We start from the raw sequence: 22,372 nt of genomic DNA, 5'->3' as shown, positions 1-22,372 counted from the left end.
GTACGCCGCGTGATCGCTTCGCTCCGGCCGAGCAGAGTAGCCGGACACGGACGGCTCGGCCACCCCCGTGCGCGAGGATGGGGGCCATGAACGCCATCATCTCCGCATCCGACCTCGCCAGGGATCTCGCGGGCGCCCGGCCGCCGGTCCTGCTCGACGTCCGCTGGCAGCTCACCGCGGCCAAGGCGGCCGGGGAGCCGCCGTTCGACGGCCGGGCCGCGTACGAGGCAGGGCACCTCCCGACGGCCGTATACGTCGACCTGGACCGGGAGTTGGCCTCCGCGCCGGGCAAGGGCGGCAGGCACCCGTTGCCCGACCTCGCGCACTTCGGTGCCGCGATGCGCCGGGCGGGCGTGTCGGCCGGGACGCCGGTGGTCGTCTACGACGGCGGCCAGGGGTGGGCGGCGGCCCGTGCGTGGTGGTTGCTGCGCTGGACGGGTCACCCGGACGTGCGGGTCCTCGACGGCGGGTTGCCATCCTGGGAGGGGCCGTTGGACACGTCCGTGCCGGCTCCGGAGGAGGGCGACTTCGTGCCCGAGCCGGGGGAGGGGCTGCTCGACGCGGACGCCGCCGCGGCGCTGGCACGGTCCGGGGTGCTGCTGGATGCGCGGGCGGGGGAGCGGTACCGGGGCGAGGTGGAGCCGATCGACCCGGCGGCAGGGCACATCCCGGGTGCGGTGTCGGCGCCCACCACGGAGAACGTGGGTGCCGACCGGCGTTTCCTCCCCGCCGGGCAACTGCGGGCGCGGTTCGAGGGACTGGGCGTGACCGAGGGGGCGCGGGTCGGCGTGTACTGCGGTTCGGGGGTCTCCGCCGCCCACGAGGTCCTGGCGCTGGCGGCCGCCGGCATTCCGGCGGAGCTGTACGTGGGGTCCTGGTCGGAGTGGTCCTCGGACCCGGACCGGCCGGTGGCCGTCGGTCCGGACCCGCGGTGACCTGACGCCGAAAGCCTGACGCCAAAGGCCGGACGCCAAAGCCGGACGCCAAAGCCGGACGCCAAAAGCCCGACACGAAGAGCCCGACACGAAGAGAGGGCCGCGCACGGACAGCGCGGCCCTCGTCCTTCGGCAGCCGACCCGGCTACTCCTGCTTCTTGCGCCGCGTCCCGAACACGATCTCGTCCCAGCTCGGCACGGCCGCCCGGCGGCCCGGACGCACGCCGTCCGCCTCGGCTTGGCGGTCGGTGGCACCGATGAGCCGGTCGCGGTGGCTGCCCACGGAACGCGGCATGAGGACGTCCGCGTAGGCGGAACCGGCCGAGGCCGCGGGAGCCGGAGGCTCTTCCTCCTCGACCTCCGCGACGACGGGCTCCTCCTCGGGCTCCGCCGGGGGGAGTTCCGGAACCACCAGGTCGCCGCGGAAGCTGGGCACCGCCTCGAGCAGGCTGGTCAGCGAGTCGCGCTCGCCCGTGGTCTCCTCGATTGGTTCGGACGCCTGCGCGGGCAGGCTGGGCCGCTCGGGGCGATCCAGCGGTCTGTCGCGCGGCAGCCGGGCGATGCGGGGGACGAAGGGGAAGCTGGGCTCGGGCGCGGCCAGGTCGTCGGACTCGCCGATCAGGGAGCGCGCCTCGTCGTCGACGGCCTGGACGAGCCGCCGGGGCGGGTCGTACGTCCAGCTCGCCGCGTGCGGTTCGCCCGCGACGCGGTAGACCAGCAGGACCTCCCACGTGCCGTCGTCGCGACGCCACGAGTCCCACTGGACGGTGTCCTTGTCGGCGCCGCGCAGCAGCAGCCGCTCCTGCACGGCCTCGCCCAGGGGCGGACCGGAGTTCTCGCCGGGGCGGCGGACCGGGGTCTTGCGGGCCCGCTCGGCCATGAAGGCGCGCTCGGCGAGCACGGGACCCTCGAAGCGGCGCACCCGGTCCACGGGGATGCCGGCCATCTGCGCGACCTCTTCCGCGGTCGCGCCCGCACGTATACGTGCCTGGATGTCGCGGGGGCGGAGGTGGCTTTCGACCTCGATCTCGATCTGGCCGAGACGGGGACGGTCGCCGCGCACGGCTGCGCGCAGGCGTTCGTCGATCGGAAGCGTGTACTCCGTAGAGTCGGCAGCCTTCAGCACCAGTCGTGTGCCGTCATTCGAGACGGCCACGACACGCAGTTCGGGCATGGGGACCTCCCGGGTGGTGCCTGCCGACGTCACGTGCGTCGCTGCTTCCGCTAGTCGAGTGTGGCCTGCCCGGGTGCAGCCTGCCACAACCTTGCCGAGTTGCCCGGCGTGTCGGGCGCGGGCCCTGGATCGCCGTTATGGCACGGTTACCTATTCGCAACGCTAAGTGACGAACTCTGTCACCCTGTGCAACTAGCCCCCTCCCGGCGGTCCTTCAAGGTCCTGTGCACCCTTACGGGACACCGGACCCAGGGCTCGCAACAGTACTCCATTCGGGCCACGTGCGTGGATTGGCGCGCCGCCCAACTTCTCGCAAGGGGTGGGACTTGGCCGCCCCATGCCCCCATTCCGCGATCTTGAACGTGGGGAACTTCACGTAATCACCAGAATCGGAACTAAGGGTTACGGCCGCACGTCCCCTTCTTGTGCAGATGGACGACCGTGTACGGGAAAGGCAGGCAAGGTCCGGGGATGCGTGAAAGATCCGATGGCGTCGACGAGTCGAGCGAGCACGGGACGGAGAAGAGCAGGCGGATCGACCTGAACGTGCCCCAGGTCGCGGGCGGTGCCGTGGCGGCGGTCCTGGCGGCCAAGCTGGCCTCGTACTTCGGGGTGTACGGCACGATCCTGGGCGCCGGCGTCGTCAGTGTGGTCGCGACCTGCGGTGGCAGTCTCTTCCAGCACTTCTTCAAGCGCACCGGCGAGCAGTTCAGGGACGTGACGGCGGTGGCGGCCAGGCCAGCGGCCGGGTCCGCCGGGCAAGCCCCGCCGAGGCCCGGCGAGTTCACCGAAGGCACCGTCTACCGGACGCGGGCCAGGAGCTGGAAGCGGCCCGTGCTCGCGGCAGCCGTCGTCTTCGGCGTGACGATGGCCGGAATCACCACCTACGAGCTGGCGTCGGGCCACAACCTCAGCGGCGGCCGCAGCACGACGGTCGGCGACGCGTTCTCCCGCGGCGGCGCCACCGCACCTGACTCCGGTGAATCGGGCGGCTCGGGCACGAACGGCACGTCCGACTCCGGCACGTCCGACGGTTCCGGCGCCGACGACGCTCCTACCGCCGACCCGTCCGGCACCGGCGCACCGCGGGGCGACAACCCCTCGCCCTCCACCGGCGAGGGCAACCGTACGACGCCGAGCCCGAGCCCGACCCCGAGCGCCACCGGGAGCACCACCCCCGGTGCGCCCTCTACGCCCCCAGAACCCTCCGCAAGTAGTCGTTCTGGAACCGCCGATCAGGATCGAGACGATCCCGCAGCGCCGTGAACTCATCGAAGCGCGGATACACCCGGGAGAAGTACTCGGCGTCCCGCGTGTGGATCTTGCCCCAGTGCGGACGGCCCTCATGGGCGGTGAAGATGCGCTCGGCGGCCGTGAAGTACCGCTGGAAGGGCGTGCCCTGGAACATGTGGACGGCGATGTAGGCGCTGTCCCGGCCGGAGGCGGTGGACAGCGTGATGTCGTCGGCCGGGGCGGTGCGCACCTCGACGGGGAAGCTGATCCTGAGGCCGGAGCGGTCCACCATCGCCTTCAGCTCGCGCAGCGCCCCGACTACGGCCGCGCGCGGAACGGCGTACTCCATCTCCACGAAGCGCACCCGGCGCGGGGACGTGAAGACCTTGTAGGGGATGTCCGTGTAGGTCCGCGCGGACAGGGCCTTGCTGGAGATCTGGGCGATGGCGGGGATCGTGGCGGGCACCGCGCGGCCCACCCAGTTGGCCACCTGGAAGACGCCGTTGGAGAGGAACTCGTCCTCGATCCAGCTCTTGAGCTGCGGCACGGGCCTCTCGGGACCGGCACTGCGGTTGTTGCGCTTGGTGTTGGTGCTGCCGGTGTGCGGGAACCAGTAGAACTCGAAGTGTTCGTTCTCGGCCCAGAGTTCCTCGAAGTCGGAGAGGACCTTGTCGAACGGCATCGGCTCCTCGCGGGCCGTGAGCAGGAAGACCGGCTCGACGGCGAAGGTGATCGCGGTGACGATGCCCAGGGCGCCGAGGCCGAGGCGGGCGGCGGCGAAGACCTCCGGGTTCTCCTTATCGGAGCAGCGCAGCACCGAGCCGTCGGCGGTGACCAGTTCCAGGCCCTTGATCTGGGCGGCGATCGAGCCCGAGTCGCGGCCCGTGCCGTGTGTGCCGGTGCTGGTGGCGCCGGAGACCGTCTGCTCCATGATGTCGCCCATGTTCGTGAGCGACAGACCCTCGCGGGCGAGAGCCACGTTGAGCCTCTTGAGCGGGGTGCCGGCCTCCACCGTGACCGTCATGTTCTCGCGGTCGATGCCGCGTATCCCGGTCAACAGTTGAGGGCGGATCAACACGCCGTCCGTCGCGGCTATGGACGTGAAGGAGTGCCCGGCACCGACGGCCTTCACCTTCAGTCCGTCCTCGGCGGCCCGCCGCACGGCGGCGGCCAGCTCGTCGACCGAGGCAGGGGTGACCTCCCGCGCGGGACGTGCCGAGACGTTGCCGCCCCAGTTACGCCACGTGCCGTTCTTTCCGTTCGCTGTGCTGCTCAACGGAGCCTCCCCGACCCGGTGCCGGTCGTTTGAGCCGGCGGAACCCGAGGAAACCCACCGCGACCGCGACGGCCCCGGCCACCGCCGGAACCCCGTACCCGGCACGCGCCCCGGCCGCGTCGATCACCCAGCCGGCCGCGGAGGAGCCGAGTGCGACTCCCGCCGTGAGCCCGGTGCTCACCCAGGTCATGCCTTCGGTGAGCTGCGCGCGTGGTACGTGCTCTTCGATGAGGGACATCGTCGTGATCATCGTGGGAGCGATGGACAGACCCGCAACGAACAGCGCCACGGCCAGAAACGGCAAGTTTCCGACCAGTAGGAGGGGGATCATACTCACGGCCATGGCACAGACGCCCAGCAGCCACCGCCGTTCCGGTGCCCCGGCGAAGTGCAGCAGTCCGAACACCATGCCCGCCACACAGGAACCCGCCGCGTACACCGCGAGGACGATGCTCGCCGCGGCCTTGTGCCCCTCCTCGTCGGCGAAGGCCACGGTGACCACGTCGACGGCCCCGAAGATCGCCCCGGTGGCGACGAAGGTGGCCACGAGGACCTGGAGCCCCGGCGCGCGCAGCGCGCTGCCGCCGCCCTTCCGCTCGCGCGGGTGCGGCTCGGGTTCCGTGGCGCGCTGCGAGGTCAGCCAGAACACGCCGACGGCCAGGAAGCAGGCGGCGAGCAGCGGACCGGCCTCCGGGAACCAGGCCGTGGACAGGCCGATGGAGATGATCGGCCCGAAGATGAAGCACACCTCGTCCACCACGGACTCGAAGGAGTACGCGGTGTGCAACTGCGGCGTCCCCCGGTACAGGGCCGCCCAGCGCGCCCGGATCATCGCGCCGACGCTCGGCACGCAGCCGATGCCCACGCACGCCACGAACAGCACCCAGTCCGGCCACCCGTAGTGCGCCGCACACAGCAGCAGGGCCGCCGCGGCCAGGGAGATCAGCGTCGCCGGGCGCAGCGCGCGCCGTTGCCCGTACTGGTCGACCAGCCGTGAGACCTGCGGTCCGGCCACGGCGGCGGACAGCGCGACGGTGGCCGACAGGGCACCGGCCAGGCCGTACCTCCCCGTCAGCTGGGAGATCATCGTGATCACGCCGATGCCCATCATCGACACCGGGAGCCGACCGAGGAAGCCCGCAGCGGAGAAACCCTTGGAGCCGGGGGCTGCGAACAGGGCGCGGTAGGGGCTGGGCACGGGGTCTCCGAAGGGCTCAGTAAGCTGCGAACGCAGTAGACACAGCTTACGGCCCGGGGTGCTCCGATGCACCCGTTCGGAGCGGTCTCGCGGCGCCCGTGATGCCCGCCTGCCGCGCCGGTGTCACCCCTGCCGTTTCCCGGCTGTCGGTGCAGGGTGGCAGGATCGACTCATGCCAGACGCGCGCGATGTCAGCCCCTACGACGCCCTGCTCCTGCTCTCGTTCGGCGGCCCGGAAGGCCCGGACGACGTGGTCCCGTTCCTGGAGAACGTGACGCGCGGGCGCGGCATCCCCAAGGAGCGCCTCAAGGAAGTCGGTCAGCACTACTTCCTCTTCGGCGGGGTCAGCCCGATCAACGACCAGAACCGCGCCCTCCTGCACGCCCTGCGCAAGGACTTCGCCGAGCACGGACTGGACCTGCCGGTCTACTGGGGCAACCGCAACTGGGCGCCGTACCTGACGGACACGCTGCGAGAGATGGTCCGCGACGGCCGCCGCCGCATCCTGGTCCTCGCCACCAGCGCATACGCCTCGTACTCGGGCTGCCGCCAGTACCGCGAGAACCTCGCCGACGCGCTCCAGACCCTGGAGGCGGAAGGCCTGGAGCTGCCGAAGGTCGACAAGCTGCGGCACTACTTCAACCACCCGGGCTTCCTGGAGCCCATGATCGACGGGGTGCTCCGGTCCCTCGCCGAGCTTCCCGAGGACGTCCGGGACGGGGCGCACCTCGCCTTCTCGACGCACTCGATCCCGACGGCCTCCGCCGACACCTCCGGCCCCGTCGAGGAGCACGGCGACGGCGGCGCGTACGTGAAGCAGCACCTGGACGTGGCGCAGCAGATCGCCGACGCCGTGCGGGAGCGCACCGGCATCGACCACCCCTGGCAGCTCGTCTACCAGTCCCGCTCCGGCGCCCCGCACATCCCGTGGCTGGAGCCCGACATCTGCGACCACCTCGACGAGCGGCACGCGGCCGGCGTCTCGGCCGTCGTCATCGCCCCCATCGGTTTCGTCTCCGACCACATGGAGGTCCTCTACGACCTCGACACGGAGGCCACGGCCCGGGCCGGGGAGCTCGGGCTGCCGATGCGGCGCTCGGCCACCGTCGGCGCCGACCCGAGGTTCGCCGCCGCGATCCGCGAGCTCGTCACCGAGCGTGCCGCCGTCGAGCGCGGACAGGACGTCACGCCGTGCGCCCTCGGCGCCCTCGGGGCGAGCCACAACCTCTGCCCGGTCGGCTGCTGCCCGGCCCGCGCCCCCCGGCCCGTCGCCGCGGGCGCCGACAGCACCTACGCGTGAGGAGCCCCGTGACCGACCCCCTGCACACGGACCTGCTCGAACTCGCCCAGGAGGCGGCCCGCCGCGCCGGCGCGCTGTTGCGGGACGGGCGTCCGGCCGACCTCGCGGTCGCCGCGACCAAGTCCAGCCCCATCGACGTCGTCACCGAGATGGACATCGCGGCGGAGAAGCTGATCACGGGCCTGATCGCCGAGCGTCGTCCGGACGACGGCATCCTCGGCGAGGAGGGCGCCGCGACGGAGGGCACGAGCGGCGTCCGCTGGGTGATCGACCCGCTCGACGGCACGGTGAACTACCTGTACGGGCTGCCCACCTGGGCCGTCTCCATCGCCGCCGAGCAGGACGGCGAGACCGTCGTCGGTGTCGTCGCGGCCCCGATGCGCGGCGAGACCTTCCACGCCGTGCGCGGCCGGGGCGCCTGGGCCACCGGTGCCTGGGGCGGCGAGCGCACCCTGGCCTGCCGACCCGCGCCGCCGCTGGATCACGCGCTGGTCTCGACGGGCTTCAACTACGTCGCCGGCGTCCGCGCCCACCAGGCGGATGTGGCGCAGCGGCTGATCCCGCTGCTGCGCGACATCCGGCGCGGTGGCTCGGCCGCGATCGACCTGTGCGACGTGGCCGCGGGCCGCCTCGACGGCTACTACGAGCGCGGCCTGCACCCCTGGGACCTCGCCGCGGGGGACCTCATCGCCCGGGAGGCGGGTGCGCTGACCGGTGGACGCCCCGGAGAGCGCCCGTCGGGCGATCTGGCAGTGGCGGGTACCCCCGGCGTCTTCGAGCCCCTCCAGCGCCTGCTGGAGGACTTCGGCGCCTGGCACGACTGAGAGGGGCGGCACCCCGCCCGGCGACGGCCCACGATGCGCCGGACACGAGGTGGACAGCCATCTGTGACGACAAGCGGGCCCCGGCGCTGGATTCGCCGGGGCCCGCTTTCGTACTGCCTGATCAGACGCTCGTCGCGCTGACCACCACTCCGTGCTCGGCAGCGAGTCGGCGCAGGTCGTCGAGCTCGCCCTGCTCCACATCGACGAGGAACTCGTCGCCCTCGTCGCGAGCCCGGGACAGATCGGACTCGGTCGCCCTTATGCGCTGCAGAAGTCCTGCGGTGAATGCGTCCATGCTGCGCCCCCTCGTCCTGGGTCGTGGGTCGTTGGCACGGGGGTGTGCCGTTCGGAAGGGACGATCACGCCGCCTGTGGATGCCCAGCGCCGCTCGGCCGGGCGGCGACGGTGCCGGACACCCACGCCCGCCCTGCGGTAAGCGGATTGATGCGCACCGCATGGTGGTGCGGCGCCAGCAGAGCGTGATCGTGGGATGTAAAGCCGTCCTCCCCAAGCTCCCCTCCGTGGAAACCTAACCGGAGGAGAAAATCTCGTATTCCCGCCCGGGGCCAGCGCCCCCACCCGCCTTACCTCCGACTTATGGCCGAAAAGGGCAGGATGGAGGGCAACACACCAAGGCACCGTCGAAGACCCCTGCCTGCGTGCCCGGTGCCGGGCCGCGCGGGTGGACATGAGGAAGGACCAGGAACGTGCGCGTACTCGTCGTCGAGGACGAGCAACTGCTCGCCGATGCGGTGGCCACCGGACTGCGCCGGGAGGCCATGGCCGTCGACGTCGTGTACGACGGAGCGGCCGCCCTGGAGCGCATCGGGGTCAACGACTACGACGTGGTCGTCCTCGACCGCGACCTCCCGCTCGTGCACGGCGACGACGTCTGCCGCAAGATCGTCGAACTGGGCATGCCGACCCGCGTGCTGATGCTGACGGCCTCCGGTGACGTCAGCGACCGGGTCGAGGGACTGGAGATCGGTGCCGACGACTACCTGCCCAAGCCGTTCGCGTTCAGTGAGCTCATCGCCCGCGTGCGCGCCCTCGGCCGGCGCACCAGCGTGCCGCTGCCGCCCGTCCTGGAGCGCGCCGGGATCAAGCTCGACCCCAACCGCCGCGAGGTCTTCCGCGACGGCAAGGAGGTCCAGCTCGCCCCCAAGGAGTTCGCGGTCCTGGAGGTGCTGATGCGCAGCGAGGGCGCCGTCGTCTCCGCGGAGCAGCTCCTGGAGAAGGCCTGGGACGAGAACACCGACCCGTTCACGAACGTCGTGCGCGTGACGGTCATGACCCTGCGCCGCAAGCTGGGCGAGCCGCCCGTCATCGTCACCGTCCCCGGCTCCGGCTACCGGATCTGATATCCCGTGGCAACGACTCCCGCGCCCCCGCAGGCGCCGCCCAAGCCCACCTGGGACCCCAGAAGGCCCGTGCCGCCCTTCCCGTGGCTGCGCCCGACCATCCGCATAAGGCTCACGCTGCTCTACGGCGGCATGTTCCTCATCGCCGGCATCCTGCTGCTGTCGATCATCTACCTGCTGGCCGCGCAGGCCCTGAACGTGGGCAGCGACCTGCCGTTCAAGATCGTCGAGGGCAAGGTCACCAGCGACATCTGCAACCTGCCGGACCAGGCGTCGCCCGCCGAGTTCAACAACGCCATGAACGCGTGCGTCAACGAGCAGCGCCGGCACGCCCTGGACAGCCTGCTCAGCCGCTCGCTGCTGGCGCTGCTGGGCCTGGCGGTCATCGCCTTCGCCTTCGGCTACGCCATGGCCGGGCGCGTGCTCTCCCCGCTGGGCCGGATCACCCGCACCGCCCGCGCGGTGGCGGGCTCGGACCTCTCCCGCCGGATCGAGCTGGACGGCCCGGACGACGAGCTGAAGGAGCTGGCCGACACCTTCGACGACATGCTGGAGCGGCTGCAGCGGGCCTTCACCGCCCAGCAGCGCTTCGTCGGCAACGCCTCGCACGAGCTGAGAACGCCCCTGGCGATCAACCGCACGCTCCTCGAGGTGCACCTGTCCGACCCGAACGCGCCGATGGAACTCCAGCAGCTCGGCAAGACGCTGCTGGCCACCAACGAGCGCAGCGAGCAGCTCGTCGAGGGCCTGCTGCTCCTGGCCCGCAGCGACAACCAGATCGTCGAGCGCGGACCGGTGGATCTCGCCGAGGTCGCCGAGCAGGCCGTCGACCAGGTGCACGGCGAGGCCGAGAGCAAGGGCGTGGTGATCCGGGGCGAGCAGAAGCCCGCGGTGGTCCAGGGCAATGGCGTGCTGCTGGAGCGGATCGCGCTCAACCTGGTCCAGAACGCCGTGCGCTACAACGTCCCCGAGGACGGCTGGGTCGAGGTCACCACCGACGTCCAGCACGGCCAGGCGGTCCTGGTCGTGTCCAACACGGGCCCGGTCGTGCCGGCGTACGAGATCGACAATCTCTTCGAGCCGTTCCGGCGGCTGCGCACGGAGCGGACGGGCAGCGACAAGGGCGTCGGGCTCGGGCTGTCCATCGTCCGGTCGGTGGCCCGGGCGCACGGCGGGCACATCTACGCCCAGCCGCGTGAGGGGGGTGGGCTCGTCATGCGCGTCACGCTTCCGATCTGAGATCATGTCGCCGATCAACTCGGCGGCACACGGGGATGTTCGCTTTGCGCGGAATTTCTGAGGCTGCACCGCGCGCGCACCGTGTGTGATCGATCACAGGGACGCCTTTCCGGCCATCTACTCTCCGTGATCATGCATGCTGTCGGAAAGCCGGGAAAATCCCGGTTTTCGGGGGTCTTGATCACGGGAAGTACACGGTGAGACGCCTTTGGCGTGCAGCATTCGGACCGTGTACGGTCCCCATCGCCATCCAAGCCGATCACTCGTCAGGAGTCCGGTTGGGTGTCGATTGAGTAACAGACCTTGATGTGAGGCAAAATCTCCGCCTCAGGTCGGGCACAAGTCCGGCCTCTCACGCGTTACGTGCGCTGGAGACACCGCAGACACCCAGAGGGGGAGAGCGACCATGGCAACCGATTACGACACTCCACGCAAGACCGACGACGACGTCGACTCGGACAGCCTCGAAGAGCTGAAGGCTCGGAGGAACGACAAGTCGGCCTCCGCCGTGGACGTCGACGAGTTCGAGGCCGCGGAGGGCCTCGAGCTGCCCGGAGCCGACCTCTCGAACGAGGAGCTGGCCGTCCGGGTGCTTCCGAAGCAGCAGGACGAGTTCACCTGCATGAGCTGCTTCCTGGTCCACCACCGCAGCCAGCTGGCCCGCGAGAAGAACGGTCAGCCGATCTGCCGCGACTGCGACTGAGGAGGGGTCGGCCGTGACTGGCTCGACCTCTCCCTGGAAGCGCCGCTTCTCCAAACGGAAAGCGGACGAAGGGCCGATGGACGGCCCGCAGTACGGCGCGCGTGACGACGAGCGAGGCTCCACCGGTACGGGGGCGGCCTCGCTCGAACCGGCGGGCCGGGGTGACCGCCCGGCGTCCGTGGACGTCCCCGCACCCGTCGCGAGACGGCGGGCGGGGGCGATCCGGGAGCGGGCCAGGGAAGGCGCCCGCAAGGGCGGCGACCGGGCCCGGGCCGGACTCGCCTATCTCGCCGACCGCATCATCGAGCTGGCCCCGCGCGTCCCCGTACGGGACCTGGCCACGCTGCGCAGACAGTTCCCGGGCCTCGGGCCCGAGGAGATCGCGGACAAGCTCGTGGCGGGCGCCGCGAACGCGACGGCGACGGTCGGAGCCGGTGTCGGCGCGGCCGCGATGCTCCCCGTACCCCCGGCGATGCCGACGGAACTGGCCGCCGAGGTCACCGGCGTCGCCGCGATCGAGCTGAAGCTGATCGCCGAACTCCACGAGGTCTACGGCGTGCGCCCGCCCGGCAACCTCAAACAGCGCAGCACCGCGTACCTCGACTCGTGGTCGGGGGAGCGCGGCATCGACGCGACCAAGCCGTCGACACTCAGCGCGGCGCTGAACAGCCGCATGAAGCGCGAACTGCGGCAGCGGATCATGAAGCGCATGGTCCGCAGCATGCCGAATCTGATGCCGTTCCTGGTGGGCGCCGCCGTAGGGGCGGTCATGAACCGGGGCGAGACGAGAAAGCTCGCCGGCCGGATCCGCCGCGACCTGCGCAAGATCCAGGTGCCCTGGGAGGCCCTGGAGGCGCTCCCCACCCTGGAACGTCCGGCGGATGCCCTGGAGATGGGCGAGATCACCAGAGACCCCCTGGGGCGCCACGAGGACCACCGGCCCGACGGCGGACACCGCGGTCGGCACGGCGACGGGCGCTGAGACCGGCCGTCCCACAGCGGCCGGGTGATGCCCCGCGCAGGTGTGCTACGCCGACGTCTCCGTCCGCAGCGCCTGCGCCAGCCGCTCCGGCTCGCGCGTGGACAGGTACAGGTACGGGGTCGGGTCCTGCGGGTCCGTGACCTCCACGCGCAGGGCCGTCGGGATGTACGCGCGCAGCAGGAGGAAGGCGCGCGGATCGGCCTTGTAGGTGCGCCAGGCACGGGCCTCCTCCGCGTCCAGCACCTCCGTCTCGCCCAGGGCCGCCAGCGGGATCTTCGCCTCGCCCGCGATCAGGGAGTCCCCGACCACCCGGATGCGGACCGAGCCGTAGGAGCTCGCGGCGACGGCCGCGACCGCGGTGCCCCCGGCGAGGCCGCCGAGCATCGGCAGCGTGCCGAAGGGGAGCAGGATCAGGGCCATCGAGACGCCCACGAGGAACGAGATCAGCCACCAGGTCCGCGGGGCGGTGAGGCGTTCTTCGTACGGGGCGGCGGAGAGCTGCATGAGGCCAAGCTTGACACGGTGTCCGGAAGGGGCCGACGCGCGGGTAAGGTCTCCGGCTGTGAGTGGTACTTCCGCAGCTCTGCAGCCTCCGGCCGACGCCGTGCAACCGGTGCGGCACCCGGACGCACCCGCGCCCGGCGAGCTCCTCGGCGCGCACTACGGCCGGTGTTTCGGCTGCGGCGGCGAGCAGCCGCACGGGCTGCACCTGGAGGCGCGGGCCGGCGAGGGCGTCTCGCTCACCGCCGAGTTCACCGTGCAGCCCGCCCACCAGGGCGCTCCGGGCCTCGCGCACGGTGGCGTGCTGACCTCCGCCCTGGACGAGACCCTCGGCTCGCTGAACTGGCTGCTGCGCACGATCGCGGTGACCGGACGGCTGGAGACCGACTTCGTACGGCCCGTGCCCGTCGGCACCACGCTGCATCTTCAGGCGGAGGTGACGGCGGTGGCCGGGCGGAAGATCTACTCCACCGCGACCGGACGCGTCGGCGGCCCCGACGGGCCCGTCGCGGTGCGCGCGGACGCGCTCTTCATCGAGGTGAAGGTCGACCACTTCGTCGACCACGGCCGCCAGGAGGAGATCCAGGCCGCCATGAGCGACCCGGACCAGGTCCGGCGCGCCCGCGCCTTCGAGGTGAACCCGTGAGCCCGACCGGACCCGGGAACACCACCGGTCCCATGCGGCCCGACAGCCCCGTCAGCGCGGAAAGCCCCCCCACCCTCACGAGCCCCGTGACTCGGCCGCCGCTGGACGTGCTCATCCGGCGCGTCGATCCGGACGTACCGCTTCCGTCGTACGCGCAGCCCGGTGACGCCGGGGCCGATCTGCGCACCACCGAGGCGTGCCAACTGGAGCCGGGCGAGCGGGCCGTGCTGGCCACGGGAGTGTCTGTGGCGCTGCCGGAGGGGTACGCGGCCTTCGTGCACCCGCGATCCGGCCTGGCCGCCCGCTGCGGCGTCGCCCTGGTGAATGCCCCGGGGACGGTTGATGCCGGGTACCGTGGGGAGATCAAGGTGATCGTGGTGAATCTCGACCCGCGCGAGGCCGTGCGGTTCGAGCGCTTCGACCGGATTGCCCAACTGGTAGTCCAGCAGGTCGAGAAGGTTCGCTTCCAAGAGGTGGCAAAACTTCCCGACTCGACGCGGGCCGAGGGGGGCTTCGGATCCACCGGAGGCCATGCGGCGGTGGACGGGACGAGCGGCACAAGCGGTCAGGCCGCCATGGGCGGTCAGGCGGGTGGGAATCGATACGCTTCGGTCGTATCCGACCGGGAAGGACAGTGACGTGTTCGGACGTCGCAAGAAGAGGGATGCCGCCGAGGACGCGGCCGGCGAGGCCGAGCAGGTCGTCGACGGTGTCGACACTGAGGCGGACGACGAGCGCGAGCGCCTGAGGCTCGAGCCCGCGCCGCGCCCCGACGGGCCCTGGGACGACTCGGAGGTCCGTGACCCGGGCGAAGGCCGGGTCGACCTGGGCGGCCTGTTCGTGCCGGGCGTCGACGGCATGGAGCTCAGGGTCGAGGTCGCGGGCGACGCGATCGTCGCGGCCACGGTCGTGCTGCGCGACAGCGCCATCCAGCTCCAGGGCTTCGCCGCTCCCAAGCGCGAGGGCATCTGGGGCGAGGTGCGCGAGGAGATCGGCACCGGCATCACCCAGCAGGGCGGCATCGTCGACGAGGTCGAGGGGCCGCTGGGCTGGGAGCTGCGCGCCCAGGTGCCCGTACAGCTGCCGGACGGCACCGGCGGCTTCCAGGTCGTGCGGTTCGTCGGTGTGGACGGCCCCCGCTGGTTCCTGCGCGGGGTCATCTCGGGCCAGGGCGCGGTGCAGCCGCAGGCCGCCGGGCTGCTGGAGCAGATCTTCCGGGACACCGTCGTGGTCCGCGGCGAGGGCCCGATGGCGCCCCGCGACCCGATCGTCCTGAAGCTTCCGAACGACGCCCAGATGGTCCCCGAGGGCGTGCAGCAGGAGGAGGGCTCCCGTTTCGCGGGTGGAATGGGCCAGCTCCAGCGCGGACCGGAGATCACCGAGGTCCGCTGACCCCTCAGAGACACCAGGGCCGTACCCACCGGGGGTGCGGCCCTTTCTCGTGCGCGGAACCTTGACGACGCATTGGTCTGTACCTACCGTCTCCGTCCCACGCGTCTGTTCATAAAGGCGCTTCACGTTCATATACGAGAACGGAAGGTCCCCCACGCATGCGCAGAACCGCTCTCCTCGCGGCCTCGGCCGCCCTCGTCGCCGGTGCCCTCGCCTGGCCCGCCGACGCCGCCCCCAGCGCCCCCGCCGCCTTCGCCCACCCCGGAGTCACCGTCTCCAAGGGCCAGTTGGACTTCACCCGGTCCAAGGTCAACGCCGGCGCCCAGCCCTGGAAGGGCGCCTTCGACCAGATGATGGCGAGCAGATACGCCGACCTGAACCGCACGCCCAGGCCCCGGGCGGTCGTCGAGTGCGGTTCGTACTCCAACCCCGACCTCGGCTGCACCGACGAGCGCGAGGACGCGATCGCCGCGTACACCCACGCCCTCGCCTGGTACCTCACCCGCGACGAACGGCACGCCCGCAAGGCCATCGAGCTGATGGACGCCTGGTCCGCCGTGATCAGGGACCACACCAACAGCAACGCGCCCCTGCAGACCGGCTGGGCCGGCTCCTCCTGGCCGAAGGCCGCCGAGATCATCAAGTACACGTACACCGGCACCTGGGCGAACTCCGGCCGCTTCGCCACCATGCTCCGCACCGTCTACCTGCCCGAGATCATCAACGGCTCGAACTCCAACGGCAACTGGGAGCTGTCGATGATGGAGGCCGCCGTCGGCATCTCCGTCTTCCTGGAGGACAGGGCGTCGTACGACAAGGCCATGGCGAGGTTCCGCACGCGCACGGCCGCCTACGTCTACCTGGAGTCCGACGGCGCGCTGCCGAAGACCGTGCCGAGCCAGAACCTGAACACCCGGGAGAAGGTCGTCACGTACTGGCAGGGCCAGTCGACCTTCGTCAACGGACTCAGCCAGGAGACCTGCCGCGACTTCACCCACACCGGCTACGGCCTCTCGGCCATCTCGCACGTCGCCGAGACCAGCCGCATCCAGGGCCAGGACCTCTACGGCACCGACGTGGGCGAGCGGCTGCGGCACGGACTCGGCTTCCACGCCAAGTACCAGCTCGGTGCGGGTGCCGAGGGCTGGCTGTGCGGCGGCTCGCTCAAGCTCGGCCTCGGGCCGGTGACCGAGGTCGGCCTCAACGCCCTGGCCAACCGTCTCGCTCACGCCATGACCAACACCGCGACGCTGACCCGGCGGGGACGTCCCGCCGGCAGCAACAACCTCTTCGTCGCCTGGGAGACCCTCACGCACGGCGACAACCCCGCCTGACCCCCTGACCGGACGGGCGCCGGGCGGGGACCGCGGCGTCCGGTCCGCCCGCCGGTCCGCGTCAGAGTTCCGTCAAAGTGCGCCCCGGAGCCGGGCAGGGGACCCGAACCTCGTGCCTTCCGGCCGTAGGGTCGACGCTGCGCAGTCGGCAGACCACCGGAAGACAATGGAGCCATGGCACGCGGCAAGCTTCGGATCCACCTGGGCGCGGCACCGGGCGTCGGCAAGACCTACGCGATGCTGTCCGAGGCGCACCGCCGCGTCGGACGGGGCACGGACTGCGTGGTGGGCTTCGTCGAGCACCACGGACGGCCCCGCACCGAGGTGATGCTGCACGGCCTGGAGCAGGTGCCGCGCTGGGAGCTGGAGTACCGCGGCGCTGTCTTCCCCGAGATGGACCTCGACGCCGTCCTCGCCCGCCGCCCCGAGGTCGCCCTGGTGGACGAACTCGCCCACACCAACGTCCCCGGTTCCCGCAACGCCAAGCGCTGGCAGGACGTGGAGGAACTGCTCGCCGCGGGCATCGACGTGGTCTCGACCGTCAACATCCAGCACCTGGAGTCCCTCGGCGACGTCGTCGAGTCGATCACCGGGGTGCGGCAGCAGGAGACCGTGCCGGACGAGGTGGTGCGCCGGGCCGACCAGGTCGAGCTGGTCGACATGACGCCCGAGGCGCTGCGGCGGCGGATGGCGCACGGCAACATCTACCAGCCCGACAAGGTCGACGCCGCCCTGTCGAACTACTTCCGCCCCGGCAACCTGACCGCCTTGCGCGAGCTGGCGCTGCTGTGGGTGGCCGACCGGGTCGACGCCCACCTCACGCAGTACCGCAACGAGCACCGGGTGTCGGCGATCTGGGGCTCGCGCGAGCGGATCGTCGTTGGTCTGACCGGCGGACCCGAGGGCCGCACGCTGATCCGCCGGGGCGCCCGGCTGGCCGAGAAGGGCGCCGGCGGTGAGGTGCTGGCCGTCTACATAGCCCGCAGCGACGGACTGACCTCGGCCTCGCCCAAGGAACTGGCGCTGCAGCGGACCCTGGTCGAGGATCTTGGTGGAACGTTCCACCATGTCGTGGGAGACGACATACCCGCCGCACTGCTCGCCTTCGCCCGCGGTGCGAACGCCACCCAGATCGTGCTGGGCTCCTCGCGACGCAAGACGTGGCAGTACGTCTTCGGCCCCGGGGTCGGCGCGACGGTCGCCCGGGAGTCCGGGCCCGACCTCGACGTGCACATCGTCACCCACGACGAGGTCGCCAAGGGCCGCGGTCTGCCGGTGGCCCGGGGCGCGCGCCTCGGGCGCTCCCGGCGGGTGTGGGGCTGGATCGCCGGCGTCGCCGGCCCGCCCGTCCTCGCGGTGCTGCTCAACACCGTCGACCTCGGCCTCGCCAACGACATGCTGCTGTTCCTGGCGCTGACGGTGGCTGCGGCCCTGCTCGGCGGGCTGCTGCCCGCCCTGGCCTCGGCGGCGGTGGGCTCCCTGCTGCTGAACTACTTCTACACACCGCCCCTGCACCGGTGGACCATCGCCGACCCGAAGAACATCGTCGCCATCGTGATCTTCGTGGCGGTCGGCGTGGCGGTGGCCTCCGTGGTCGACCTCGCCGCCCGCCGCACCCACCAGGCGGCCCGGCTGCGGGCCGAGTCGGAGATCCTGGCCTTCCTCGCCGGCAACGTGCTGCGCGGCGAGACCGGCCTGGAGGACCTGCTCGAACGGGCCCGCGAGATCTTCGGCATGGAGTCCGCGGCCCTGCTGGAACGGGCCGGCGACGTCGAGCCGTGGACCTGCGCCGGGCGCGTCGGCCGGGGACGTCCCGTCGAGCGGCCCGACCAGGCCGACGTGGACATACCCGTCGGGGATCACATGGCCCTGGCGCTGACCGGCCGCGTGCTGCCCGCCGAGGACCGCCGGGTGCTGGCCGCCTTCGCCGCCCAGGCCGCCGTCGTCCTGGACCGCCGCCGGCTCCAGGAGGAGGCCGACCGGGCCCGCACGCTCGCCGAGGGCAACCGCATCCGTACGGCCCTGCTGGCCGCCGTCAGCCACGATCTGCGGACGCCGCTGGCCGGCATCAAGGCGGCGGTGACCTCCCTGCGCTCCGAGGACGTCGAGTGGTCCGAGGAGGACCGCGCCGAGCTGCTGGAGGGCATCGAGGAGGGCGCGGACCGTCTCGACCACCTCGTCGGGAACCTCCTTGACATGTCCCGGCTCCAGACCGGCACGGTCACCCCGCTGATCCGTGAGATCGACCTCGACGAGGTGGTGCCGATGGCGCTCGGCGGCGTCCCCGAGGGCAGCGCCGGCCTGGACGTGCCCGAGACGCTGCCCATGGTCGCCGTCGACCCCGGTCTGCTGGAGCGGGCGGTGGCCAACCTCGTCGAGAACGCCGTCAAGTACAGTCCGCCCGGCGCCCCCGTGCTGGTCGCCGCCAGCGCGCTGGCCGACCGGGTCGAGGTGCGGGTGGTCGACCGGGGGCCGGGCGTCCCCGACGAGGCCAAGGAGCGCATCTTCGAGCCCTTCCAGCGCCACGGCGACGCCCCGCGCGGTGCGGGCGTGGGGCTGGGGCTCGCCGTGGCGCGCGGCTTCGCCGAGGCCATGGGCGGCACCCTGAACGCCGAGGACACCCCCGGCGGCGGACTCACCATGGTCCTCACCCTCCGTGCGGCGGGAATCCGCCCGGAGCTCCACCCCGCGGCAGAACCGGAAAGGCAGGCCTCATGACCCGCGTCCTCGTGGTCGACGACGAGCCGCAGATCGTGCGCGCCCTCGTGATCAACCTCAAGGCACGCACCTACGAGGTCGACGCGGCCCACGACGGCGCCACCGCCCTGAAGCTCGCGGCCGCCCGCCACCCCGACGTGGTCGTCCTCGACCTCGGACTGCCCGACATGGACGGCGTCGAGGTGATCAGGGGCCTGCGCGGCTGGACCCGGGTGCCGATCCTGGTGCTGTCCGCCCGGCACTCCTCCGACGAGAAGGTCGAGGCACTGGACGCGGGCGCCGACGACTACGTCACCAAGCCGTTCGGCATGGACGAGCTGCTGGCGCGGCTGCGGGCCGCCGTCCGCCGAGCCGAACCGGCCGGCGGCGGCGAGGACGACGTGATCGTCGACACCGGCGAGTTCACCGTCGACCTGGCCGCGAAGAAGGTCAACCGCGCCGGCAAGGACGTACGGCTGACCCCCACGGAGTGGCACCTGCTGGAGGTCCTCGTGCGCAACGGCGGCCGCCTGGTCGGGCAGAAGCAGCTGCTCCAGGAGGTGTGGGGGCCGTCGTACGGGACGGAGACCAACTATCTGCGCGTGTACATGGCGCAGTTGCGGCGGAAACTGGAGGCGGATCCCTCCCATCCGAAGCACTTCATCACCGAGCCGGGGATGGGGTATCGCTTCGAGAAGTGAGGGGCATCGCGTCGGGAAACAGGCTCCTCGCCCTTCGTCAGCAGGCCCCGGTACGCTTCAGACATGAGTGCTGTTCCTCGTTCCGAAAAGCCGGTGGGCCGGTTCCGGCGCATGCTCGACCGGCTCTCCTCGTCGCAGGAGGACCTGGAGTCCGAGGAGCTTCGCGAGGACACCGAGACGGCCGGCTGCATCCGGATCGGAGACTGCCAGGACCGGCAGATAGTGACGGTTACTGGTACCTTGCGCACGGTCACCCTTCGGCCCCGCGCCGGAGTCCCGGCCCTGGAGGCCGAGCTGTTCGACGGCTCCGCCGCGCTGGACGTGGTGTGGCTCGGCAGGCGCTCCATCGTGGGGATAGAGCCGGGGCGCAAGCTGATCGCATCGGGCCGGATCTCGATGAGCCGGGGCCGCCGGGTGCTGTTCAATCCCAAGTACGAACTGAGACCCCTCGGACGGGAGTAGCCGGTGACGTCGCTCGACAAGCCGACCGAAGAGACATCTGCGGACGACGCCCGGGCGGTGACCGAGGCCGCCCTGTTCGAGGCGTTCGGCGGCGTGCGGGGCATGGTGGAGACGGTGGTTCCCGGTCTCCTCTTCGTCACCATCTACACGATCAACAGGGACCTGCACCTGTCGGCGATCGCGGCGCTGGCCGTGTCGCTGGTGCTGGTCGTGGTCCGGCTGGTGATGAAGGACACCGTCAAGCACGCCTTCAGCGGTGTCTTCGGCGTGGCCTTCGGTGTCGTCTTCGCGATGATGACCGGCAACGCCAAGGACTTCTACCTGCCCGGCATGCTCTACACGCTGGGACTGGGCCTCGCCTACATCATCACCACCCTGTGCGGCGTGCCGCTGATCGGGCTGATCCTCGGCCCGGTCTTCAAGGAGAACCTCTCCTGGCGCACCCGGAACCCCGGCCGCAAGAAGGCCTATGCGAAGGCCAGCTACGCGTGGGGCGCGATCCTGCTCGCCAAGTGCGCGATCCTCTTCCCGCTGTACTGGTGGGCCGACACCACGCAGCTGGGCTGGGTCCTGGTCGCCCTGAAGATCCCGCCGTTCCTGCTCGCGGTGTATCTGACGTGGGTCTTCCTGGCGAAGGCGCCCGCACCCATCGACGTGTTCGCGGAGATGGAGGCGGAGGAGAAGGCGGCCGAGGAGCGGGACCGGCAGGCCGCCGCCGCTCGGTCCGCCGAGCAGTGACCTTCTGGAGCCGCATGACCCCCCGAAGCTGACGGAAAGGGGCGTCCCGAGCACTCGGGACGCCCCTTTCCGTTCGCTCGGCGACCGGCTCAGCTCGCCGCGTCGCGCCGCACCGACAGCAGGTCCTCCAGCTGCTCCTCACGGGCCTGGGCGGCCACGAAGAGGAGTTCGTCGCCGGCCTCCAGGGAGTCCTCCCGGGAGGGGGTCAGGACGCGGTTGCCGCGGATGATCGTCACCAGGGACGTGTCCTGCGGCCACTCGACGTCGCCGACCTGCGTGCCGGCCAGGGCCGACTCCTCCGGCAGGGTCAGCTCGACCAGGTTGGCGTCGCCGTGGCTGAAGCGGAGCAGGCGGACCAGGTCGCCCACGCTCACCGCCTCCTCGACCAGGGCCGACATCAGACGCGGGGTGGAGACGGCCACGTCCACGCCCCAGGACTCGTTGAACAACCACTCGTTCTTGGGGTTGTTCACGCGGGCGACGACGCGCGGGACGCCGTACTCCGTCTTCGCCAGCAGGGAGACGACCAGGTTCACCTTGTCGTCGCCGGTCGCGGCGATCACGACGTTGCAGCGCTGGAGCGCCGCCTCGTCCAGGGACGTGATCTCGCAGGCATCGGCGAGCAGCCACTCGGCCTGCGGGACGCGTTCGACCGAGATGGCGGTCGGCGCCTTGTCGATCAGCAGGACCTCGTGGCCGTTCTCCAGCAGTTCGCCCGCGATCGAGCGGCCGACGGCGCCGGCTCCGGCAATGGCGACCCTCATCAGTGACCGCCCTCCCCTTCGGGACCCTTGGCGAACGCCGCCTCGACCTTGTCGACCTCGTCGGTGCGCATCATCACGTGCACCAGGTCGCCCTCCTGCAGCACCGTCTGCGAGGTGGGCAGGACCGCCTCGCCGAGCCGGGTCAGGAACGCGACGCGCACGCCGGTCTCCTCCTGGATCCGGCTGATCTTGTGGCCGACCCAGGCGGTGGAGGTGTGGACCTCGGCGAGCTGGACGCCACCGGTGGGGTCGCGCCACAGCGGCTCGGCGCCGGAGGGGAGCAGACGGCGCAGCATCTGGTCGGCCGTCCAGCGGACCGTCGCGACGGTGGGGATGCCCAGGCGCTGGTAGACCTCCGCGCGGCGCGGGTCGTAGATGCGGGCGGCGACGTTCTCGATGCCGAACATCTCACGGGCCACGCGCGCGGCGATGATGTTGGAGTTGTCACCGCTGGAGACGGCGGCGAAGGCGCCGGCCTCCTCGATGCCCGCCTCGCGCAGGGTGTCCTGGTCGAAGCCGACACCGGTGACCCGGCGGCCGCCGAACGAGGAGCCCAGCCGGCGGAAGGCGGTGGGGTCCTGGTCGACCACGGCGACCGTGTGCCCCTGTTGCTCCAGGTTCTGGGCCAGTGCGGAACCCACCCTTCCGCACCCCATGATGACGATATGCATCGCGTCACACCGCGCTTCCTGCAGGCCCTCTGGCCTTCATGAATGTCGTGCTCATGTCTCTCTCTCGGCTTGCCGGGGATCACGTCGCGGCCTGCGTGCGGGCCGCCGGGCAACATCATGCCGGTGGAATCACGCCATGATGCCCTCCGGGGGCGGTGCCGCGTTCGGCTGCCCGACTCCAACGTATCCGCAAAGTCGAGGGGGTTGCCGAGGGCCCTGCCGGGCCTTCGGCCGGGGGAGG

At 71.4% G+C, this 22,372-nt stretch carries 23 protein-coding genes; 16 read left to right on the top strand and 7 right to left on the bottom strand.

Translation table 11 applies throughout. The annotated features are described in order from the left end of the window. Positions 1 to 86: 86 nt before the first annotated feature. On the top strand, positions 87 to 935 hold the full coding sequence (locus HDC93_RS28195; RefSeq protein WP_185013673.1) for a sulfurtransferase: 849 nt from the start codon (positions 87 to 89) through the stop codon (positions 933 to 935). Positions 936 to 1,080: 145 nt separating this feature from the next. Here HDC93_RS28195 and sepH read toward each other — a convergent pair whose 3' ends face one another. Beyond that, positions 1,081 to 2,109: a septation protein SepH gene (sepH, locus tag HDC93_RS28190; RefSeq protein WP_097221352.1), complete on the bottom strand. Its 1,029-nt coding sequence runs from the start codon at positions 2,107 to 2,109 to the stop codon at positions 1,081 to 1,083. Between the two features lie 471 nt (positions 2,110 to 2,580). Between sepH and HDC93_RS28185 the strand changes: the two genes are divergently transcribed. After that, positions 2,581 to 3,375 (top strand): hypothetical protein, encoded by a 795-nt coding sequence (locus tag HDC93_RS28185; protein ID WP_185013672.1) that lies wholly within the window; start codon positions 2,581 to 2,583, stop codon positions 3,373 to 3,375. Here HDC93_RS28185 and HDC93_RS28180 read toward each other — a convergent pair. Next, entirely contained in the window at positions 3,299 to 4,618 is a 1,320-nt protein-coding gene (locus tag HDC93_RS28180; protein WP_185013671.1) for a D-arabinono-1,4-lactone oxidase, read from the bottom strand. The genes HDC93_RS28185 and HDC93_RS28180 overlap by 77 nt on opposite strands. Further along, entirely contained in the window at positions 4,578 to 5,816 is a 1,239-nt protein-coding gene (locus tag HDC93_RS28175; protein ID WP_185013670.1) for an MFS transporter, read from the bottom strand. Before HDC93_RS28175 ends, HDC93_RS28180 begins: the two co-directional genes overlap by 41 nt. Before the next feature lie 172 nt (positions 5,817 to 5,988). On the opposite strand from HDC93_RS28175, the gene HDC93_RS28170 reads away from it, so the two are divergent. After that, positions 5,989 to 7,116 (top strand): ferrochelatase, encoded by a 1,128-nt coding sequence (locus tag HDC93_RS28170; RefSeq protein WP_185013669.1) that lies wholly within the window; start codon positions 5,989 to 5,991, stop codon positions 7,114 to 7,116. A gap of 8 nt (positions 7,117 to 7,124) precedes the next feature. Then, entirely contained in the window at positions 7,125 to 7,940 is an 816-nt protein-coding gene (locus HDC93_RS28165) for an inositol monophosphatase family protein (RefSeq protein WP_185013668.1), read from the top strand. A 121-nt stretch (positions 7,941 to 8,061) separates the two neighbouring features. Here the strand turns inward: HDC93_RS28165 and HDC93_RS28160 are convergent, their stop codons facing one another. Beyond that, positions 8,062 to 8,235, bottom strand: coding sequence for a hypothetical protein (locus HDC93_RS28160; protein ID WP_179878997.1), 174 nt, complete (start codon positions 8,233 to 8,235; stop codon positions 8,062 to 8,064). A gap of 412 nt (positions 8,236 to 8,647) precedes the next feature. Between HDC93_RS28160 and HDC93_RS28155 the strand changes: the two genes are divergently transcribed. The 4 genes from HDC93_RS28155 to HDC93_RS28140 all read left to right on the top strand — a co-directional run bounded on the left by HDC93_RS28155 (position 8,648) and on the right by HDC93_RS28140 (position 12,225). After that, positions 8,648 to 9,301, top strand: a complete 654-nt coding sequence (locus tag HDC93_RS28155) for a response regulator transcription factor (protein ID WP_003993508.1) — start codon at positions 8,648 to 8,650, stop codon at positions 9,299 to 9,301. A gap of 6 nt (positions 9,302 to 9,307) precedes the next feature. Further along, complete coding sequence (locus tag HDC93_RS28150) at positions 9,308 to 10,540, top strand: HAMP domain-containing sensor histidine kinase (protein ID WP_185013667.1); 1,233 nt, start codon at positions 9,308 to 9,310, stop codon at positions 10,538 to 10,540. 406 nt (positions 10,541 to 10,946) lie between these two features. Next, positions 10,947 to 11,243, top strand: a complete 297-nt coding sequence (locus HDC93_RS28145; protein ID WP_003993510.1) for a DUF4193 domain-containing protein — start codon at positions 10,947 to 10,949, stop codon at positions 11,241 to 11,243. A 13-nt stretch (positions 11,244 to 11,256) separates the two neighbouring features. Next, positions 11,257 to 12,225, top strand: coding sequence for a hypothetical protein (locus tag HDC93_RS28140; protein ID WP_185013666.1), 969 nt, complete (start codon positions 11,257 to 11,259; stop codon positions 12,223 to 12,225). A gap of 45 nt (positions 12,226 to 12,270) precedes the next feature. On the opposite strand, the gene HDC93_RS28135 is transcribed toward HDC93_RS28140, so the two are convergent. Next, entirely contained in the window at positions 12,271 to 12,729 is a 459-nt protein-coding gene (locus tag HDC93_RS28135) for a DUF3093 domain-containing protein (RefSeq protein WP_185013665.1), read from the bottom strand. A gap of 58 nt (positions 12,730 to 12,787) precedes the next feature. Between HDC93_RS28135 and HDC93_RS28130 the strand changes: the two genes are divergently transcribed. The 8 genes from HDC93_RS28130 to HDC93_RS28095 all read left to right on the top strand — a co-directional run bounded on the left by HDC93_RS28130 (position 12,788) and on the right by HDC93_RS28095 (position 20,696). Continuing rightward, positions 12,788 to 13,372 (top strand): PaaI family thioesterase, encoded by a 585-nt coding sequence (locus HDC93_RS28130; RefSeq protein ID WP_185013664.1) that lies wholly within the window; start codon positions 12,788 to 12,790, stop codon positions 13,370 to 13,372. Between the two features lie 32 nt (positions 13,373 to 13,404). Continuing rightward, on the top strand, positions 13,405 to 14,010 hold the full coding sequence (dut, locus tag HDC93_RS28125; RefSeq protein WP_260419805.1) for a dUTP diphosphatase: 606 nt from the start codon (positions 13,405 to 13,407) through the stop codon (positions 14,008 to 14,010). A gap of 1 nt (position 14,011) precedes the next feature. After that, positions 14,012 to 14,764 (top strand): DUF3710 domain-containing protein, encoded by a 753-nt coding sequence (locus HDC93_RS28120; RefSeq protein ID WP_031106683.1) that lies wholly within the window; start codon positions 14,012 to 14,014, stop codon positions 14,762 to 14,764. Positions 14,765 to 14,922: 158 nt separating this feature from the next. Then, the gene (locus HDC93_RS28115; protein WP_185013662.1) at positions 14,923 to 16,098 is read left to right on the top strand and encodes an alginate lyase family protein; all 1,176 of its coding nucleotides are present in this window, start codon (positions 14,923 to 14,925) and stop codon (positions 16,096 to 16,098) included. 174 nt (positions 16,099 to 16,272) lie between these two features. Beyond that, on the top strand, positions 16,273 to 18,816 hold the full coding sequence (locus HDC93_RS28110) for an ATP-binding protein (RefSeq protein ID WP_185013660.1): 2,544 nt from the start codon (positions 16,273 to 16,275) through the stop codon (positions 18,814 to 18,816). Next, on the top strand, positions 18,813 to 19,496 hold the full coding sequence (locus tag HDC93_RS28105; protein WP_185013659.1) for a response regulator: 684 nt from the start codon (positions 18,813 to 18,815) through the stop codon (positions 19,494 to 19,496). The genes HDC93_RS28110 and HDC93_RS28105 overlap by 4 nt, the downstream gene beginning before the upstream one ends. A gap of 63 nt (positions 19,497 to 19,559) precedes the next feature. Next, positions 19,560 to 19,958, top strand: a complete 399-nt coding sequence (locus HDC93_RS28100; protein WP_104781211.1) for an OB-fold nucleic acid binding domain-containing protein — start codon at positions 19,560 to 19,562, stop codon at positions 19,956 to 19,958. Positions 19,959 to 19,961: 3 nt separating this feature from the next. Continuing rightward, positions 19,962 to 20,696, top strand: coding sequence for a DUF3159 domain-containing protein (locus HDC93_RS28095; RefSeq protein WP_185013657.1), 735 nt, complete (start codon positions 19,962 to 19,964; stop codon positions 20,694 to 20,696). 89 nt (positions 20,697 to 20,785) lie between these two features. Here the strand turns inward: HDC93_RS28095 and HDC93_RS28090 are convergent, their stop codons facing one another. Then, positions 20,786 to 21,460: a TrkA family potassium uptake protein gene (locus HDC93_RS28090; protein WP_097221367.1), complete on the bottom strand. Its 675-nt coding sequence runs from the start codon at positions 21,458 to 21,460 to the stop codon at positions 20,786 to 20,788. Further along, on the bottom strand, positions 21,460 to 22,131 hold the full coding sequence (locus HDC93_RS28085) for a TrkA family potassium uptake protein (protein WP_185013655.1): 672 nt from the start codon (positions 22,129 to 22,131) through the stop codon (positions 21,460 to 21,462). Before HDC93_RS28085 ends, HDC93_RS28090 begins: the two co-directional genes overlap by 1 nt. Positions 22,132 to 22,372 lie beyond the last annotated feature (241 nt).

Origin of the sequence: Streptomyces sp. AK010 (assembly GCF_014207295.1) — a bacterium.
GTDB classification, from domain to species: domain Bacteria; phylum Actinomycetota; class Actinomycetes; order Streptomycetales; family Streptomycetaceae; genus Streptomyces; species Streptomyces massasporeus.
This window is presented reverse-complemented; position numbering and strand designations above follow the sequence as displayed.

What these genes read in the sequence shown, in the direction of transcription:
- HDC93_RS28100 (WP_104781211.1), top strand. Translation starts at nt 19,560, where the DNA reads ATGAGTGCTGTTCCTCGTTCCGAAAAGCCGGTGGGCCGGTTCCGGCGC.
- HDC93_RS28185 (WP_185013672.1), top strand. Translation starts at nt 2,581, where the DNA reads ATGCGTGAAAGATCCGATGGCGTCGACGAGTCGAGCGAGCACGGGACG.
- HDC93_RS28135 (WP_185013665.1), bottom strand. Translation starts at nt 12,729, where the DNA reads ATGCAGCTCTCCGCCGCCCCGTACGAAGAACGCCTCACCGCCCCGCGG.
- HDC93_RS28145 (WP_003993510.1), top strand. Translation starts at nt 10,947, where the DNA reads ATGGCAACCGATTACGACACTCCACGCAAGACCGACGACGACGTCGAC.
- HDC93_RS28090 (WP_097221367.1), bottom strand. Translation starts at nt 21,460, where the DNA reads ATGAGGGTCGCCATTGCCGGAGCCGGCGCCGTCGGCCGCTCGATCGCG.
- HDC93_RS28195 (WP_185013673.1), top strand. Translation starts at nt 87, where the DNA reads ATGAACGCCATCATCTCCGCATCCGACCTCGCCAGGGATCTCGCGGGC.
- HDC93_RS28105 (WP_185013659.1), top strand. Translation starts at nt 18,813, where the DNA reads ATGACCCGCGTCCTCGTGGTCGACGACGAGCCGCAGATCGTGCGCGCC.
- HDC93_RS28110 (WP_185013660.1), top strand. Translation starts at nt 16,273, where the DNA reads ATGGCACGCGGCAAGCTTCGGATCCACCTGGGCGCGGCACCGGGCGTC.
- sepH (WP_097221352.1), bottom strand. Translation starts at nt 2,109, where the DNA reads ATGCCCGAACTGCGTGTCGTGGCCGTCTCGAATGACGGCACACGACTG.
- HDC93_RS28160 (WP_179878997.1), bottom strand. Translation starts at nt 8,235, where the DNA reads ATGGACGCATTCACCGCAGGACTTCTGCAGCGCATAAGGGCGACCGAG.
- HDC93_RS28115 (WP_185013662.1), top strand. Translation starts at nt 14,923, where the DNA reads ATGCGCAGAACCGCTCTCCTCGCGGCCTCGGCCGCCCTCGTCGCCGGT.
- HDC93_RS28170 (WP_185013669.1), top strand. Translation starts at nt 5,989, where the DNA reads ATGCCAGACGCGCGCGATGTCAGCCCCTACGACGCCCTGCTCCTGCTC.
- HDC93_RS28085 (WP_185013655.1), bottom strand. Translation starts at nt 22,131, where the DNA reads ATGCATATCGTCATCATGGGGTGCGGAAGGGTGGGTTCCGCACTGGCC.
- dut (WP_260419805.1), top strand. Translation starts at nt 13,405, where the DNA reads ATGCGGCCCGACAGCCCCGTCAGCGCGGAAAGCCCCCCCACCCTCACG.